Genomic DNA, 17,212 nt, shown 5'->3' with positions numbered 1-17,212 from the left:
CCTCAACTCGCGTCTCCACGGCTAAAATCCTGCCAGATATTGATGTACAAACTGAATCGCTATGGATCCTTCGCCAACGGCGGAGGCCACTCGTTTCACAGAGCCATGCCGCACGTCACCCGCGACAAAGATCCCGGGAACGCTGGTCTCCAGCAGATACGGTTCCCGAGTAAAGGCTTTGCGATCTCGTACGTCAGGACCTGCGAGCACAAAGCCGCGATCATCCCGCTCCACATCGTCCGGCAGCCATGCGGTTTTGGGCGCGGCGCCGATAAAGATGAAGACGCTCGACGCCGGTCGAATTTCTTCCCCGGTTGCCGTTTGAATGCGCACCTGTTCAAGGTGGGTATCACCCATCATCTCGATAATCTCAGCGTTTGTTTCTACCTGAATCGTGTCGGTCGCTTCGATCTGATCGATGAGGTAGCGAGACATGCTCTTCGCCAGACCATCACCGCGCAGAATCATGCGGACGCTGCGTGCGTACTTGGCAAAGTACATCGCAGCCTGGCCCGCAGAGTTCGCGCCGCCCACGACATAAACGTCCTCGTCCTTGCAGGACATCGCCTCGGCCAGGGCCGCACCATAGTAAACGCCCGCACCAAGCAGCCTGTCCGCGCCCTTCACCGGAAGCCGGACCCAGCTCACACCGGTCGCAATCACGACAGCCGAAGAACTTACCTCTCTGCCGTCTCCGAGCTTGATGACGCGATACTGGCCTTCGCAACGGAGACACTCCGCGCGCTGCGTGACGATCTCCGCGCCAAGACGTGCGGCTTGGAGAAAGGCACGCTTGCCCAGCTCCTCGCCACTGATGCCACCGGGGAAACCGAGATAGTTCTCGATTTTGGAACTAGAGCCCGCCTGGCCGCCCGGAGCATCCGATTCGAGGATCAGGGTGCGGAGACCCTCGCTGGCCCCGTACACAGCCGATGCAAGCCCGGCAGGCCCCGCTCCAATGACGATCAGGTCGTAGAACTCCTCGGTAGCGCGCGTGCGCATACCCAGCTTTTCCGCCAGTTCCATCTGCGATGGCCGGACCATCACGGTTCCGTCTCCGAAGATCACGGCTGGAAGCCTTGCCCCATCCAGATGGTGTTGCTCAAGAAGAACTTCCGCTTCATCGCCGACTTCAGGGCTGATCCAGCGATATTGCACGCGGTTGCGGGAGAGGAAGTCACGGACGCCGTGGTCCAATGCGCCCCACCGGGTTCCGATCACCTGAACACCGCGATAGGGGGGCTGATACCCCTCGTTCCAGTTTTCGAGAAGATCATCGAGCACCGGATAAAGCTTTTCCTCAGGCGGATCCCAGGGCTTGTTCAGGTAGTAATGAATTTTGGCAGAGTTGATCGCACGGATCGCCGCTTCCGTATCCGCATAGGCGGTGAGCAGAATTCGCTTCGCGTCGGGATAAATTCCAATCGCACGCTGCAGCATCTCCACACCGGTCATGCCCGGCATGCGTTGATCGCTCAGCAGAAGCGCAACCGATTCCTTACGGTCTTTCAATTGGATCATCGTATCGAGCGCAGCTTGGCCGCTGGCGGCGCGGAGAATACGGTAATGTTCCCCATATTTCCGGCGCAAATCCCCTACAACCGCTTCCAGAACGCTCACATCATCGTCGATGGCAAAAAGAATTGGCTTTGGCATAGGCCCCAGTTTATTCCGCGATCCCACTTCAGGCGAACACCGCCGCTAAATGTTCGATCACAGTAGACTTCCAAAAGTCGCAATCTTTGGGTATTCCTGTCCCATCTCGGAGTGGTATGCCCATGACCCGAACGTGGAATAGCACTCACGTATGCACGTCTTTAAGGTTAGAGCTGTTCTCAGTTCGACTTGACTCTCTCTAAAGGGCTTGTTTTTCATAGTTTTAAGCCTGGCATCGGAAAATCAGGGAATCTGGGACGATACCTAGCGTCGACCACCTAGACGTGGCACATGAGAGAGTGAGATTAATGAACCGGATTATTCTGGCGGACAATCAGGCCATCTTCCGCGCGGGCGCGGCGCGGGTGCTCGCGATGGAAGACGACATGCGCATCGTGGCACAATGCGGAGACGCTGAGCGGCTGATGCAAGCCGTGTCTACACTTCGGTCTTCCATCATCATCGTAGCCTCTACTCTTCCCCCTGACTTCGAACGCCTTTTTTCCGAAGCTACGGCAGCAGCCAGCCGAATCGTGCTTCTGGCCGAGAACGGCGAAAACACCTCCCCCATGGTGCTCCAGCGCGTGGAAGGTCTGCTCAATCGCAGCGCTACAGGCATTGAAATGGTGGAGTGCGTCCGTAAAGTCAGCCGCGGATACCGTTCTGTTGCCCAGTTCCCCACGCCTTCCGCAAATGTGGCGGACTCGGTAGGAACGCGCGTTCGGGAACGCTTAACCCCGCGCGAACTGCAGATCGTTGGATTCATTGTGCAAGGGTGCAAGAACAAGGAAATCGCCCTGCAAATCGGCACCAAAGAGCAAGTTGTGAAGAACTACCTGCGCTCGATCTACGACAAGACCGGAGTCTCCGATCGCCTGGAGCTTGCCCTCTTCACCATCCATCATCGGGTTCTGGCTGAAGCGGCGTCGCGCGCAGGCCAGGTGATCCAGCTTCGCTCTACCGCCTAGAACCCACTCTAAAACGGAGTGGTGCCGACCGGTGCCACTGAACCACGCGGCGCAGCCTCTCTCGATGGCGGCGCCGTTTGCACTGGAGTCTCATCCACTACGCGATACCCCTCGGGCACCTGAAACAACTTGGAATCTGGCTCACGCTGGCTGACCTGCTTGATCATCACGATCTGCTGCCCCGTCCTCGGATCATCGTGAACCACCATCATGTTCAGGCGTAGCTGATCGGAATACCAGTACTCATCCTTGATCTGCAAAGGCTTCCCTGTGCCACTCGCTATGCCGGCAATTTGGATCGTGTAGCGAACACCGTGAACATTGACTCCAGCCAGGTTCGATTGCCCAAGATCTTCTACCGCAGCACCGTGCGGAGCAGGTGGGATCCCGCTTTCAGAGACGGGCCGGTTCCCGGCATCGGGCAGGGTCATCTCGCGCGCAAGATGTGTATGGGGGTTGAGAAAAACGCTCTGCCGAGTCTGTGGATCGAAGATATGTGCCGACTGCAGGGAAGATTTTCCCTCAAAGGTCACCGGCACCATCGCCCGTCGTTCGTTATAGATTCTTCCACGCGAGTCGCGGGCGATCTCGTTCAGGGTCTTTCGCAACTCCTGCGTCCCGTCGGGAAGAATGCGCATGGAACTAATGTCCACAGTCGCCGTCATTGGGATATTTGGAATGGGTGTGACGTACACGCCGTCCACAACGGTCATCACACCGCGATAGGCCGCCGGGGTAGTGACACCCACTTGGGCCAAAGCACTTGCTGCGAGAGCGCATCCAAAGAACACGGGAAGATTCCGCATGGCGACAAACCTCGCCGGAAGAATATCACCGCTTCTGCGCGGCAATTTCTCCTTTTTTGGAAATCTTCCCCTACTCCGTCAATTTGTCCGTGGCTTTACTCATCGTAGCCGTGCGTTCGAGCTTGTCCCAGCTAAAGGGACGCCCATCGATCACGCGCTTCACTGTCTTGAAGAGAACGACCGAGAAGACCTGGCGATACGTAAAGCGTTGAATCCAGATATGGAAGAGCAGCCAAGCATCGCCCTTGCTGGCGGGATGCTTTCGCTCCAACGCAAACGCGAGCGCCGATGCCGAGAAATCGATGACGAGGAACGCCATGAAGTACTTCACCAATAAGAGGAAGCTGGCAGAGCTGGCAGAGTCCGGATGGAAGTGCAAGTCGTAGAGGAACTTCACCGCGCTGGCGACAAACATCAGGTCGATCAGAGGAGAGACGAGCGGCAGCATAATCTGAAAGACGATGATGTTCGGCAGGGCGAAGAGCCCCATCGCCTTACGCCGCTTGATCGCTCCGATGTGCTTGAAGACGGCCTGCATGATGCCAAACGACCAGCGAAAACGCTGCCGCATCAAGCCATTGGCATTGATGGGAGCTTCCGTGAACGCCAGGGCCTGGTCCTCGTAGATCACGGCGAGTCCCTGCTCCAGGAGGATCATCGTGAGATCCGCATCCTCGGCCACCGTATTGGAGTGGTAGCAACCGCCGGTCTTCACCGCCACGGTGCGCCATGCACCGATCGCTCCAGGAACCACCACGACCACATCGAAGAGATCCAACGCGCGGCGTTCGAAGTTCTGGCTGGTGATGTACTCCAGTGCCTGCCAGCGCGTCCAGAGGTTCACGCGATTGCCGACCTTGGCATTGCCCGCGACCGCACCGATCTCCGGATTCGCGAAGTGTGGCACCAGACGGGCGATGGCGTCGTGCGCGATAACGGTATCCGCGTCGATGCCAACGTAGATCTCTTCTTCGACAAATTGAAGGCCGTAGTTGAGAGCCTCTGCCTTGCCGCCGTTTTCTTTCTTGAGCACGCGAAGACGACCACTCTCAATGTCGTTTGGATACGCTTCGCGCGCGATCTCCGCCGTGCGGTCGCTGGATCCGTCGTCGATCACGATGATGTGCAGGTTCTTGTATGTCGACATCATGACGGAACGGATCGTACGAACGATGACCTTCTCTTCGTTGTATGCCGGGATCAGAACGGCTACGCGCGGCAGATAGTCCTCTGTCGCAAAGTTTTTGCGTTTGCGGAAGCGATCGATCAGTGCGAAGAGACCGATGATGATCAGGCGTCCACTCATCAGAATGTCGCCGACAAAGAAGACAGCGACCACGATATGGTTGAAGGCACCAATCCCAAAGAAGGCCAGTGAATCCACACGTGCCTGCCACCGCTGTCTCCGGGTGAGTTCAGGCATTACCTGACTGCGGGTCTTACCCAGCAGTTCACTTACAGGGACGAACTCATAACCACGCGCGCGCAGCGTTTCGATGAGCATCGGAAGCGCCGCAACAGTGGGTGCGCGGTTTCCTCCACCATCGTGCATCAGAATGATCGACCCGCGGAACCAGGGCTTCACCTTCATGATTTCGATCTGGTCCAGGACGGACTGCGTGATCTCCTGTGGCGATTTCTGCGGATGCTCGTCCCAGTCGTTCGTATCGATCTTGTTCCCTACAACGACGTAACCCATGCGCTGAATCCGCTGAATCGGCGCGGCCTGATCGTTGGTGTCGGGTTCCTGATCGATGGAGTACGGAGGACGGAAGTAAAGCGGCTGCACACCCACCTTGGAGGCAAACAGACGCTCCGTCAGATTGAGTTGCAGGTCGGCCTGTCGGGATGAAATTTCGCTGATGTCCGGATGCGTGAAGGTATGGTTGCCAAGTTCATGCCCTTCGGCGTATGCCCGCTTCATGATCCCGACATTGTTTTCGGCTTCCGCGCCGATCATGAAGAAGGTGCCCTTCACGTCATATTTCTTCAGAACGTCGAGGATCTTCGGCGTCCACTCGGGATCGGGACCATCGTCAAAAGTGATCGCCAGCTTCTTCGCGTTGTAGCCGAAGTAGTTCACCTCGTAGCTCAGCGGATAGCTGCTCATTACCTCGCTGTCGATCTGTTTGGAGTCATCGTCAATCGTCAAGGTGCGGTGTCCCTCACGGGGCGCACCGGAGACCTTCATGATGTCTCCCTGGCCCTCGATATCGACGCTGAATCCAGGGGCCACCGAAGCGAGATCCTTGATGGGGCTCGCCTTTCCCGGGTTGTCCCAGATCCTCCAAAGAGAGGCATCCTCGCTTCCGAGACGCCAGAGCGCGAAGGTCTGCAGACCTAGCTCCCGCGCCGCGCGCATCTCGTTGTAGACGGTGACGGCATCCAGAAACCACACCTGGTGGCGGACGTGCGCGTCTTCATCGTCGTAGGCATAGTGCGGATTGCGCGATGCATCGTCGAGATCGACTTCACTGCCGGAGTCGGCCGCGGCCTGCCAAGCCTCCTGCGTCGTCTTGTTGTCCGAGTTCAGTACCTTTGAAACGAAGGTGGACTCATTCTGCGTCTTGCGCCTACCGTGTTTGTCCTTCGGTGGAGCTGCCCCACCAACGGGCGGCAGTGACATGGTCCAGTCATAGCCATAGCTGCCCAGAGCGCAGATAAGCTTCTCTTTCGGCACCTTCAGCAGAATTCTCTTCAGGTTCGCAACAAACCAGTCCTGCGATGCGATTGGTCCGGGCTGGCTTTCCGTCTCGTGCTCGTCGTAGTTCATCAGGAGCAGACCGTCGGAGTGGTCCGCCATGAACTTGAGGTCCCAGTCATCGTCGCCGACGGGCGTGTTGATATAGAGCTTCAGACCGCGTGCATGCAGCTGGGTGTACAAGACCGAGATCATGTTGCGATACGCATCCTGCGCATCGCTTGGGATCTCTTCAAAATCAAGAGACAGGCCGCGATAGTGTGGATTCGCCCCAAGAAACTGGCCGACCTGGGTCATGAAGTTCTTTTGAGAATCCACACTCTTGAGGAAGTCGCCGACCTCCGGTAAAAACTTCCCCTTGATTGGGTCAAAGTTGTTCACCAGCGGAAAAATTTCCGTGTCCTGCTTCGAGTCGCTGATCGTTCGCGCGACCTTGTTCTCCAGGTCAACGTTATGCACCCCTTGCCGGTCCACCACGGCATAAGGCCGCTGGTCCGTCGTGTAGGAGGTGAGTCCGCCAGCCGGATTGATCACGTGCAGCCACTCAGGGAAGAGGAGGTCGATCTGGGCAATGTGCTGCTTTAAGCTGGAGTAGCTGGAGGGGTCCCACTCCACGTAATAGGCGGCGCGCAGACCTTCGCCCTGGTTCAGGGGAACATCGCTGGGGGCCTTATCGGTCTTGCGATGGAGCGTTCGCTTCTTATTCTTGTCTGCACCGGAGGGCACCTGGGGTGTATTCAAGGCGCGGTAGTTCCGCTTCGGCAGCTCCAGAAGCAGCTCCGGCAGGGGCTTCATACGGATCACACCGATGACGAACAGAATCAAAAGCACTGCGCCAACGGCGGCGCTGATATCGAAGATGCGTCGCAGACGCTTCCAGCGTTTCTTCTGCGGATCGTAAAAGATCTGTTTGTTCGTTGACATGCTCTTCCGAATCCTACCAGCCAGCGCCTGCTGGAAACACGTGCGTCATACGTTGTCTTGACGGTTATGATGCAAAGGCATGCGTCGCAATCGCCTACAACCTATGATCCTCCCTGCAGCACTGCTTCTGCTGGGAGCGGCGCTGCGTCTTTGGTTCGTGCTGCGGCACTCCGTGATTCAGGGTGATTCCAATCTTTATTCCGAAATCGCCCAGAACTGGGTTCAGGCGCACACATACGGCTTCTCCACGGACACGGACTATATCCGGCCCACACTGATCCGCTTGCCCGGTTACCCGATCTTCCTGGTCTTCTGTCGTGCGCTCTTCTCGCACTGGGTGGGGCCGGATAGCTTCGTCCCCGCAATGCTCCTGCAGGTTTTCCTCGACCTCGCCTCTTGCGTTCTGATCGCCTGCACGGTGCGCAGCCTCCTACAGAGCCGTATGGAGGAGCGGATCGCCCGGCGCGGCTTCCTCCTGGTGCTCGCCATCAGTTGCCTCTGCCCTTTCACGGCCAACTACACGGCGACACCTCTGGCCGAACCACTCGTCCTCTTCACCATCTCGGCGGCGATCTACAGTCTGGAACGCTGGAACAGCGTCTTTCGCTCAACCGGCAAATCCTTCAACCGCTACCTCTACCTTCTGGCTGCCTCGCTTGCATCGAGCCTCCTGCTGCGCCCAGACCAGGCGCTGCTGGCAGCTGCACTCCTCCCGGCTCTCTTGTGGATGAATCTGTATCCCCAGACGAAGGAGAATGCAGTCGCCCCGCCGGTGGTTCTTGCCGATGCCCTGGAGAGTCGCCTGCGTCGCCGCCTCTACAGCACGCCCCTCAAGTTGCCTACAAGAAGCGTCTTCGCCCCGGCCATTGTGGTGCTGCTCCTCACCCTTCTGCCGCTAGTGCCATGGACTATTCGCAATGAGCGGACCTTCCACGTCTTCCAGCCCATCGCACCGCACTACGCCACCGATCCGGGAGAACCCATCGACCTGGGATTCCAACGGTGGTATCGGTCCTGGGCCATCGACTTCGCTTCGACCGAGTACTTCTACTGGAAGTACCCTGATGAGCCCATCGATATCGCCCAGTTGCCTGACCGCGCCTTCGACAGCGAAGCGCAGTATGACCAAACGGCAGACCTGATTGCAGACTCGAATAACGCCGTGCACTTCCACCGTGACATCGACGCGCGCTTCAACCAGCTTGCGCAAGAGCGGATTGCGGCCAACCCTCTCCGCTACTACGTTCTGCTGCCCGTCGCGCGACTGGGAAACATGCTCTTTCATCCCCGCACAGAGCTGCTTCCCTACGACCTCATCTGGTGGCGCTACCGCTGGCATCATCAGCAGACCCTGATCTCCTGGGCGTTCGCCTTGCTGAATCTTGCCTACATCGTGGCCGCCGTTTACGCCTGGCCACGCCTGCGCGCGCTTTCGCCTCCGCTGGCATGGGCCGTACTCGCCTTCTTCCTCCTGCGATGCTGCCTACTGTTGACGCTGGACAACGCGGAACAGCGCTACACCATGGAGTTCTATCCCCTGTTTTTCCTGCTCATTCCTCTGCTTCTTCTTCGGGTGCGTCCAGAACATCGCGAACCTGCCGTGTCGCAATAAAGACAGAAAGAAACGAGTTCTCTGCGGAACTTGGGTTGCCAAAACGGGCATCTCATTTGGCTGGAGAAACTCTAGTGTCAACGCAGGCCCTCCCATCCATCACACCCGTTCTGGTTCAACGCCTTCTCTGGGTTGGACATTTCCGCCTATACCTCAACTCCCTGCGCGAGGCTCCGCTCGTCTGGTCCATCGACGACGGAGATCCGGCGCACGAGGTAAAGTGCACCTGCATTCACATGAACAACGTCCCCGCAGTCACGGGATGTAGCGTGAAGCCGGGATACACGCCGCAGCCGGAAGATCAGCGCGTGGCGAAGGCATGGGTGGAGGGTGAGGCACGTGTAGTCCAACTGCACGATGGCGAGATCTCGCTGGAACCGCTGGACCAGTTTTCGGCCTAACGGCGCGAGCGACTCTTTGCAGCCCAGAACTGCTGCAGGATAAAGCTGTCCGTCATGCCTGCAATGTAATCCGCAACCACGCGTGCCAAGCCCTGCTCTTGCGCCTCTTCGACATAGCCGGCGGGCATCCGCTGCGGCGATTCCATGTACCAGGCGAAGAGCGTGGAAACCACCTGTGCAGCCTTGTCGTGCTCCGCCTCCAGCGTGTCGCAGGTGTAGAGCTTGTCGTACAAATAGCGCTTCTCTTCAAGACGCTGCTCCTCGATCGCATCGGAAAAGACGGCGACGCGATGCTTGTGGTGACGGACGTCTTCCAGAGTTTTCAGACCGGCTTCGCGCACGTTCCTAAGCGTGGTGGCAATCAGATCTTCCGTCAGCTCTTTCTGCATCCTCTGCAGAGCCTCGTGGAACAGGAACTTCTCTTCAATCCCGGGATGTTCTTCAGCCACGGCGTCATAGCTTCTGCGCATGATCGCAATATGGTCGCAGATGGAGCCGATTTCGAGCAGGCCGCTCTCCACGCCGTCATCCAGGTCGGCGGTGAGATACGCAATCTCATCCGCCAGATCGATGATCTGCGCCTCGATGGGTGGCCGCTCTCCGAGGAAATACTCGGCCAGGGCGGGATAATCGCTGGCGGCATAATCCCGTGAGTGCTTAATGATGCCTTCGCGCACGCCGAGCGTCAGGTTCAGACCGCGATGTCCCGCGTAGCGGTCCTCGAAGTGCTCCACAATACGAAGCGCATGCAGGTTGTGATCGAAGGTGCGTCCGTACTCGCGCAGGCAGGCGTCCAGAGCCCGCTCGCCCGCGTGGCCAAAGGGAGGATGGCCGATGTCATGCACGAGCGCAAGGGCCTCTGCTAGAACCTCATTCAGATCGAGCGCGCACGCTACCTGCCGCGCAATCTGGGCGACCTCGATGGTGTGTGTCAGGCGCGAGCGGAAGTGGTCCGACTCCCGACTCGTGAAAACCTGCGTCTTTCCAGCCAGACGGCGGAAGGCGCGCGACTGAACGATGCGCTCGCGATCGAACTCGAACGAGCGCATCCCACCCAATCGCTCGGGGTCCTCAAAGGCGCGCACGGTCAGCGGATCGGAACTTCCACCACGCACACGAAGAGATTGGAGAGATTCACGCATCAAGGCTCAGTTTATCGCGACGACCCCACAGTTAAGGAGTCGTCCGCACCTTGGCCATGCGTACTCTGACCGTGTCCAGTTTGCGATGCACGCGTGCTACATCCTCAGCATCAACGTCGGCCGCCGGCGTCCGAGCATACTCAGCCACGGCACGCTCCCACTGGGTAGCCGCCATCTTGAGTTTGCCCTGCTTCTCGTAGACCTCGCCCAGATGGTCATGGATCGCGGCCTCCGTGGGAAGGCGGCTCTGCGCCTTCAGCAGAAGGTCCTCCGCCTGCGCGTACTGGCTGGTCTTGAAGTACGCCCAACCCAGAGAGTCGAGATACGACCCGTTCTGGGGATCGAGCTCAACCGCCTTCTTCAAAAGGGAGACGGACTCCTGCAGCTTCAAGTTGTGGTCGGCCAGCATATACCCGAGATAGTTCAGTGCCTGAGCGTTGTTTGCGTCCAGAGCGAGCACCTTGCGGAACTGCGCCTCGGCCGCGTCATACTGCTTCTGACGGTCGGCCAGCGTGCCGCGCAGGAAGTAGATATAGAGCTTGTCCTCGGGCTTCAGCGTGATCGCCTCCGCTTTGTCCAGAGCAGCAGAGGCATCGGCCCAGCGCTTCAGGCGAACATCAATCTGCGCCAGCGTGAGATACGTATCGCGATCGTCTTTGCCGTTCAAAAGCGCCTTGATCATCGCAACGCCGCGGTCGCCCTGGCCTGTGTCCGCGAGCTGTCCGGCATACATCCGCTGAATGTCACGGTCGGTCGGCAGAGCCTTGTAAGCAGCGTCCGCAGCGGCTGTTGCCTTCGCCATATCGTGCGCATCGCGATAGGAATCTACCTCTCCCTGATAACCGCGCGGCGCAAACTCTCCGCCCAGCGCAATCATCTGCGTGTAGATCTCGATGGCCTGCTGCGTCTTGTTCTGTTCGCGGTACAACATGCCCAGGCGGTCGAGGAAGATGGCGCGATTGCTGCGCTCCGCGTCCGTGTAGCTGTTGTCGGTCTTAGCGGCGGCGGTGAGACGGTCCGTCAGGGCCTTCTCCGCCTCGTCGTAGCGACCCAGAGCATCCAGGGTCAGAGCTTCATTGAAGGTCAACTCTTCGGAGTCCGGAACCAGGGCCTTCGCTTTTTTCAGCGTTACAAGGGCTTCGTCATAGTGCCCCTCTCTCCGCTGAATCTCGGCGATGCGCACGTAACTTTGTGCATCCTGTGGCTCTGCGGCGACGATCTCCTCGAACTGCTTCAGGGCCTTATCCATCTGGCCGTCGGCCAAAAGGGCGTTTGCCAGGCCACGCTGAGCGTCAAGATTGTCGTTTTCGATATCCAGAGCGCGACGGTAAGCCTCTGCCGCATTCTTTGGCTGCTTCAATTGGTCGTAACTCGCGCCAAGCGCAAACTCGATACGCGCCGTGCGATCTGTTGCCGGCAACGAGGTCAGCGTCGTCACAACACGCTGAATGTCGCCCTGCTCGCTGTATAGACGAGCCATATTCAGCAGAGCTTCTTCCGAGTTAGAATCCAGGCCCTGTGCCGCCTTGAACTGCACCTCGGCCTTCACCGAATCATGCGCAATCTCGTACAGCTGGCCGAGCAAAAGATGGTTTTCTACGTTGTCAGGCTGCAGGCGAACCAGCGTCTCGTACTCCGCCGTGGCCAGCTGCACCATCTGCGTCTGTGCGCTGTTTTGCAGGTTACCGAGCGAACGATAGTAGATCCGTGCCAACAGCGTGTGCGCTTCGATATCGTTCGGGTTCTTCTTGATCTGATCCTGCGAGACCTGCACGGCCTCGCGGATGCGGCCTACTTTGAAGTAGAGCTCCGCCATCCCGTCCTGCAGATAGGTGGAGTCCGGATCCGCCGTCAGAGCCAGCTTGTACTCTTCGATAGCCTGCGTCGCATAGTCGGAGCGGCCCTGGCTGGTGGCCAGATCTTCATAGATCTTGGCCAGACCGTAATGGTAATAAGACCCGGACCGGTCGGTCGCTGGCTTAACTACGGTGGGTGCGGTGGCTTGAGCCATGGCGGCGGACGCCAGCATCAACGTTCCGCTCACCACACCTGCCGCTAAGTTACGGCCTACAGTCAAAGATTTGGACCAACGCATTGAAAACTCCCGCCCCGCAAAAATCATCAGCAGTACTCGCTCTCACACTAAAGCCTACAGACTTTAGACGGGGAACGGGAGCCTACGGATGCTGGGTCGCTGAAATCACCCGTGACGGAAGTGCCGCATGCCCGTAAATACCATCGCCAGACCGAGTTTATCGGCTGCAGCAATGACTTCCGCGTCCCGAACACTGCCCCCCGGCTGGATAATCGCCGTTGCACCCGCCGCAGCGACCGTCTCCAGACCGTCCGCGAACGGGAAAAAGGCGTCCGAGGCCGCAACACAGCCCTCCATCGGGAGCGTCGCCTTCATCGCGCCAAAACGGGCAGCGTCCACACGGCTCATCTGCCCCGCTCCCACACCGACCGTCTGTCCGTGGCCTTCGTGCGTACGGGCATAGACGATCGCGTTCGACTTCACGTACTTGCAGACGATCCAAGCGAACTTCAGGGCGGTACGCTCCGCTTCAGTTGGGGTACGCTCCGTCACAACCTTCCAATCCGCCGAAGCCACCATGCCGTGGTCCGCATCCTGCAGCAACATGCCGCCGGAGACGTGCTTCATCACACGCGGCGCGCTTCCGCTGGCAATCTCCACCAGACGAAGGTTCTTCTTTGCAGCAAATCGCTCAATGGCCTCAGGAGAAAACTTCGGCGCGACAATCGCTTCCACAAAGAGCTTCGCGATCTCCTCCGCTGCTTCCCCATCTACCTCGCGATTGATGCCGATCACGCCGCCGAAGGCGCTGATTGGGTCAGCCGCAAGAGCGTTCTTGTAGGCAGCCAGCACGGTATCGCCCGTTGCCGCTCCGCAGGGGTTCGTGTGTTTGATGATGGCGACCGCCGTCTCATCGAACTCGCGGACCAGGTCCCAGCAGGCATCCAGATCCACGATATTGTTGAACGAAAGTTCCTTGCCCTGCAGCTGCCTTCCATTGGCAACGCCCGTACCCGATCCATCGGTGTAAAGCGCCGCTGCCTGGTGCGGGTTTTCGCCATAGCGCAGGGTCTGCTTCAGCGGAAAGTTCACACGCAACGAACTGGGGAACTCGCCCTTGGTGACAAACTTCGCCGGAGCATGTTCGTCTCCCGTGGGCGCTTCCATGCTCTCCAGAGCATTCGCGATGCCGGTATCGTAAGCCGCCGTGGTCGCAAACGCCTGTTTGGCCAGACGCCAACGCGTCTGCAGCGTCAGACCACCGAGGCTCTCCATCTCGTCCGCCACCGACGCATACTCCGCAACGCTGGTCACAATGGCGACGTCATGAAAATTCTTTGCGGCGCTACGCACCATGCTGGGGCCGCCGATGTCGATGTTCTCGATCACTTCGCCGAACTCCACGCCGGGCTTCCCAGCGGTCTTTGCGAAGGCATAAAGATTCACCACGACCATATCGATGGGCTCAATCGCGTGCTCTTCCACGGCAGCAACGTGCTCCTTGTTCCCACGAATATGCAGAATGCCGCCGTGCACCTTCGGATGCAGCGTCTTCACGCGTCCGTCCAGCATCTCGGGAAAGCCCGTCAGATCGCTGATGTCGCGCACCGTCAGGCCCGCCTCGCGCAGCGCCTTGGACGTCCCACCCGTGCTCACCAGTTCTACGCCCAGCGCATCCAGGCGCTTCGCAAACTCCACCAAACCTGCCTTGTCCGTAACCGACAACAACGCCCGACGCACCGTCCGTAAATCACTCATAGCTTCGATTCTAACGAAGTTGCTGTGGGATACCGCAAAACCTGGGCAACAACTGACCGCGACCTTTCATCTGATGTCGTGTTCATTAGGAACGTAAGACAAATAGGAGTTCCATCATGAAACTGATCAATCGATTCGCAATAGCAATCCTCGCAACAGGCATGATCGCTCCAGCAGCCGCAGTATTTGCACAGGGCCCCCCGCCTCCAGGATATGGAGATCGTGGTCCCGGAGGCCCCGGGGGGTGGGATGCGCCTCCTTCCAACTTTAGCCGTGACATCCAGCGGCAGGGTTTTCGTGACGGTATCGAAGGCGCGCGTAAAGACTTCGAAAATCATCGCCGCCCGAACGTAAACAACCGCGATGAATACCGCGGCTACCGCGGACCCGAACGTCGCAACTATCGCGAGGCTTTCGCTCAGGGCTATCGCACCGGCGTTCAGCACATGATGGGTGGCGGCGGACCTCGTCCCTACTAAACCGATTTATTCAAACGAAAACAGCGGCCGCACTGAGTGCGGCCGCTATTTCATGTGCAAATACGAACCACTAAAAACTAACAACTAAGAGCTCAGGCCGCCGGTCAACTCGCTCACCTTGCCCACGCCATGCGCTTCGCACCACTTGCGCAACCCCGTAGCAATCTTTTCCACGGCACGCGGATCGGCGTAACTCGCCGTCCCTACCTGCACCGCCGTAGCCCCCGCCAGCAGGAACTCCACAGCATCCTCCGCGCGCAGAACGCCGCCCATACCCACGACGGGAATCTTCACCGCACGCGCTGCTTCCCACACCATGCGCACCGCAATCGGCTTGATCGCTGGACCGCTAAGACCTGCCGTGACGTTCTTGATGCGTGGCTTGCGTGTCTCGATATCAATCGCCATAGACACGAACGTATTCACTAGACTCACAGCATCCGCACCGCCCCGCTCCGCCGCCAGGGCCATCCCTCCAATCGAAGTCACGTTCGGCGAAAGTTTGACCATCAGTGGCCTGCGCGAAACCGCTTTCACCCGCTGTGTCAACTCTTCCAGCAATCCCGGATCAGTGCCGAAGACCATGCCTCCGTGGCGAGTATTGGGACAAGAGGCATTCAACTCATAAATGGCAATGCCTTCCGCCTCATTCAGCTTCTCGACAACAGCAACACAATCTTCAATCGTGAAGCCGAAGACATTCGCGAAACACACAGCCCCGCGCAGCTTGCGAATCTCCGGCAGTTTCTTTTCGACGAACGTCTCCACGCCAACATTCTGCAAACCGATCGCGTTCATCATGCCAGCGGAGGTCTCAATCAGTCTTGGAGCCTGATTTCCTTCCATCGGCTCAAGAGAGAGCCCCTTTGTAATAAAAGCGCCGATCTTCTGGAGCGAAAGAATCTCGTCGAACTCGATGCCGTAGCCGAACGTACCGCTGGCTGCGATCACCGGCGACTGCAACTCCACGCCGGCAATCGTGACACGCATATCCGGAACGCCCGTCTTCTCCATTACTTCACCGCCGTGTGCGGAGTCGCACTCTCTCGCACCCAGGTCGATCCCGCCGCCTCCGGCTTGATCGCCTCGGTCAACACGCGCCCCACCGCCGCGCTCGGGCGGTTGATCCGCAGCAACGAAGCAAACGTCGCCGCGATATCCACCGGAGCGACTACGCCGTGATATGTTCCCGGCACGAATGCTGCACCGAAGAGTTCCAAAGGAACATGCCGGTCATAGCTATTCGCGGAGAAGTGCGTCGTTCCCGAACCATGCCAAGGGAACTGGTACGGGCCGAAGTTGAGATGCAGCGCCCATCCGACATAAGGCGAGTAGCTATGCGCCACCAGGCGTCCGTACTGCGTGTCCGGCAAGCGACCTTCGCGCATCTCGGTGCTGGTATAAGCATGCGTCAGTACCGGGACATCCTTCTGGCGTACATCGTGCGTCGTGCTAGTCGAAGCGAACCCCGCGAAGATCTGCGTCAGGAGTTCCCGCGTCGCATTCTCCGCCTCATCCTCACGGACGCCTGCGGCCTCAAACGCCGCCTGGTTCAGCAGCAGGTAAGGGTTGTCCATCGTGATCACATAGGCTCCCTTCCCCTTGAGCGGCCAACGCTTCTGCAGTGCCTTCTCTAGAGGCTCGGTAAAGCTTGTCGCCGGGAAATCCAGGGCGGGCATTCCCATCGCATCCGCCGAAACCTGGGATGTCGCCACACCGTGATCGCCGCTCATCGCCACCATCACGTTCTTCAAGCCCACGGTCTTGTCCAGATAGGTAAAGAACTCATCCAGAGCCGCATCCGAACCCACAACCAGAGCCTTCTGCGAAGGATCATCCGGGCCAAAGGCATGGCCGTTGATGTCCGTCGAAGAGACCGAGATCGCAATCAGGTCTGGAACGCCGGCAGGATTCTGCCCCAGCTTTTCATTCGTAATCAGAGCCTTCGCGAAGTCCAACTGATACCGCACACTGGCCGCCGTGCGTCCCACGCGCTCGTAAAAGCTGAGCCCTGTGGCGACTCCCCCCTCGGTACGCGCGCGATCCGCTGCTCCACTGGCATTAAACTCCGTCGCCCAGGTCGGAAGCTGCTTCATCCAGTAGGTCGAAGTCTCCCATTGTCCCGAATCGTGGTCCACCCAGAACGCGCCCTTGGAGGCATGTCCACTCGTCAGGATCGCCGCACGGTCCTTCATGGAAACGCCGTAGACACGGGCTTTTCCACCCGTAGCCAGCACCAGTTCGTCGCCCAGCGTGCTCGCCAGCTCGCGATGCGCCGAGGCACCCGTCAGATCCTTCGTTCCCGCAGGCGCTCCCACCAGGGTGTAGCGGTCATCCTGGACCGAACTTACCTGCCGCAGCTTGCCATCTGCTCCCCGCTCATACCACTCGTTCAGGGGAATACCGTGCCCGTCCGTGTACGCCCCGGTGCCGATCGTCGAATGTCCCGCCGCCGTGATCAGGTTGGCGTAGTCGTAGTAGCAGTCGGTAAAGTGCGCTCCCTGCTTCAAAAACAGGTTCCAGCCGTTCTTCGCCTTGAAATCCGCGCGATAGCGGTCCAGAAAATCACCTCGGAACTGGTCGAAGACCAGGATCACCACAAGCTTGGGTTTGCCGTCATACGCATCCGCACGCGCCACCACGGAACACACCGCTACTGCCACCACCACCAACCACCGCTGAAGGAATCGCATACTCCAATGCTAACCGAGCCTTAGAAACCCGTTACGA

At 58.7% G+C, this 17,212-nt stretch carries 12 protein-coding genes; 4 read left to right on the top strand and 8 right to left on the bottom strand.

Annotation, left to right across the window (positions count from 1 at the left end; genetic code table 11):
- Nucleotides 1-21: 21 nt before the first annotated feature.
- Nucleotides 22-1,656: an NAD(P)/FAD-dependent oxidoreductase gene (locus tag ACIPR4_RS04810; protein ID WP_013567528.1), complete on the bottom strand. Its 1,635-nt coding sequence runs from the start codon at nucleotides 1,654-1,656 to the stop codon at nucleotides 22-24.
- A gap of 308 nt (nucleotides 1,657-1,964) precedes the next feature.
- Between ACIPR4_RS04810 and ACIPR4_RS04805 the strand changes: the two genes are divergently transcribed.
- Nucleotides 1,965-2,624 (top strand): response regulator transcription factor, encoded by a 660-nt coding sequence (locus tag ACIPR4_RS04805; RefSeq protein ID WP_013567527.1) that lies wholly within the window; start codon nucleotides 1,965-1,967, stop codon nucleotides 2,622-2,624.
- 8 nt (nucleotides 2,625-2,632) lie between these two features.
- Here the strand turns inward: ACIPR4_RS04805 and ACIPR4_RS04800 are convergent, their stop codons facing one another.
- Both ACIPR4_RS04800 and ACIPR4_RS04795 read right to left on the bottom strand, forming a co-directional pair.
- Nucleotides 2,633-3,475, bottom strand: a complete 843-nt coding sequence (locus ACIPR4_RS04800; RefSeq protein WP_041585924.1) for a hypothetical protein — start codon at nucleotides 3,473-3,475, stop codon at nucleotides 2,633-2,635.
- A 25-nt stretch (nucleotides 3,476-3,500) separates the two neighbouring features.
- On the bottom strand, nucleotides 3,501-7,055 hold the full coding sequence (locus ACIPR4_RS04795; protein ID WP_013567525.1) for a trifunctional glycoside hydrolase family 18/polysaccharide deacetylase/glycosyltransferase family 2 protein: 3,555 nt from the start codon (nucleotides 7,053-7,055) through the stop codon (nucleotides 3,501-3,503).
- Between the two features lie 79 nt (nucleotides 7,056-7,134).
- Here ACIPR4_RS04795 and ACIPR4_RS04790 point away from each other — a divergent pair, with 79 nt between their 5' ends.
- The gene (locus ACIPR4_RS04790; protein WP_144312319.1) at nucleotides 7,135-8,667 is read left to right on the top strand and encodes a hypothetical protein; all 1,533 of its coding nucleotides are present in this window, start codon (nucleotides 7,135-7,137) and stop codon (nucleotides 8,665-8,667) included.
- A gap of 74 nt (nucleotides 8,668-8,741) precedes the next feature.
- Entirely contained in the window at nucleotides 8,742-9,068 is a 327-nt protein-coding gene (locus ACIPR4_RS04785) for a hypothetical protein (RefSeq protein WP_013567523.1), read from the top strand.
- On the opposite strand, the gene dgt is transcribed toward ACIPR4_RS04785, so the two are convergent.
- From dgt to purH, 3 genes are all read right to left on the bottom strand, one after another.
- The gene (dgt, locus tag ACIPR4_RS04780) at nucleotides 9,065-10,210 is read right to left on the bottom strand and encodes a dGTP triphosphohydrolase (RefSeq protein WP_013567522.1); all 1,146 of its coding nucleotides are present in this window, start codon (nucleotides 10,208-10,210) and stop codon (nucleotides 9,065-9,067) included. The two genes, ACIPR4_RS04785 and dgt, sit on opposite strands and share 4 nt — an antisense overlap.
- A 31-nt stretch (nucleotides 10,211-10,241) precedes the next feature.
- On the bottom strand, nucleotides 10,242-12,305 hold the full coding sequence (locus ACIPR4_RS04775; RefSeq protein ID WP_013567521.1) for a tetratricopeptide repeat protein: 2,064 nt from the start codon (nucleotides 12,303-12,305) through the stop codon (nucleotides 10,242-10,244).
- 105 nt (nucleotides 12,306-12,410) lie between these two features.
- Nucleotides 12,411-14,003, bottom strand: a complete 1,593-nt coding sequence (gene purH, locus ACIPR4_RS04770; protein ID WP_013567520.1) for a bifunctional phosphoribosylaminoimidazolecarboxamide formyltransferase/IMP cyclohydrolase — start codon at nucleotides 14,001-14,003, stop codon at nucleotides 12,411-12,413.
- A gap of 116 nt (nucleotides 14,004-14,119) precedes the next feature.
- Here purH and ACIPR4_RS04765 point away from each other — a divergent pair, with 116 nt between their 5' ends.
- Nucleotides 14,120-14,482: a hypothetical protein gene (locus tag ACIPR4_RS04765; RefSeq protein ID WP_013567519.1), complete on the top strand. Its 363-nt coding sequence runs from the start codon at nucleotides 14,120-14,122 to the stop codon at nucleotides 14,480-14,482.
- Nucleotides 14,483-14,566: 84 nt separating this feature from the next.
- On the opposite strand, the gene ACIPR4_RS04760 is transcribed toward ACIPR4_RS04765, so the two are convergent.
- Together ACIPR4_RS04760 and ACIPR4_RS04755 are read right to left on the bottom strand one after the other, a co-directional pair.
- A complete protein-coding gene (locus tag ACIPR4_RS04760; RefSeq protein ID WP_013567518.1) occupies nucleotides 14,567-15,496 on the bottom strand; it encodes a dihydroorotate dehydrogenase in 930 nt (309 codons plus the stop codon).
- A complete protein-coding gene (locus tag ACIPR4_RS04755) occupies nucleotides 15,496-17,175 on the bottom strand; it encodes an alkaline phosphatase family protein (protein WP_013567517.1) in 1,680 nt (559 codons plus the stop codon). Before ACIPR4_RS04755 ends, ACIPR4_RS04760 begins: the two co-directional genes overlap by 1 nt.
- Between the last annotated feature and the right edge of the window lie 37 nt (nucleotides 17,176-17,212).

The sequence above is a fragment of the Terriglobus saanensis SP1PR4 genome (assembly GCF_000179915.2).
Classification (GTDB): Bacteria; Acidobacteriota; Terriglobia; order Terriglobales; family Acidobacteriaceae; genus Terriglobus; species Terriglobus saanensis.
This window is presented reverse-complemented; position numbering and strand designations above follow the sequence as displayed.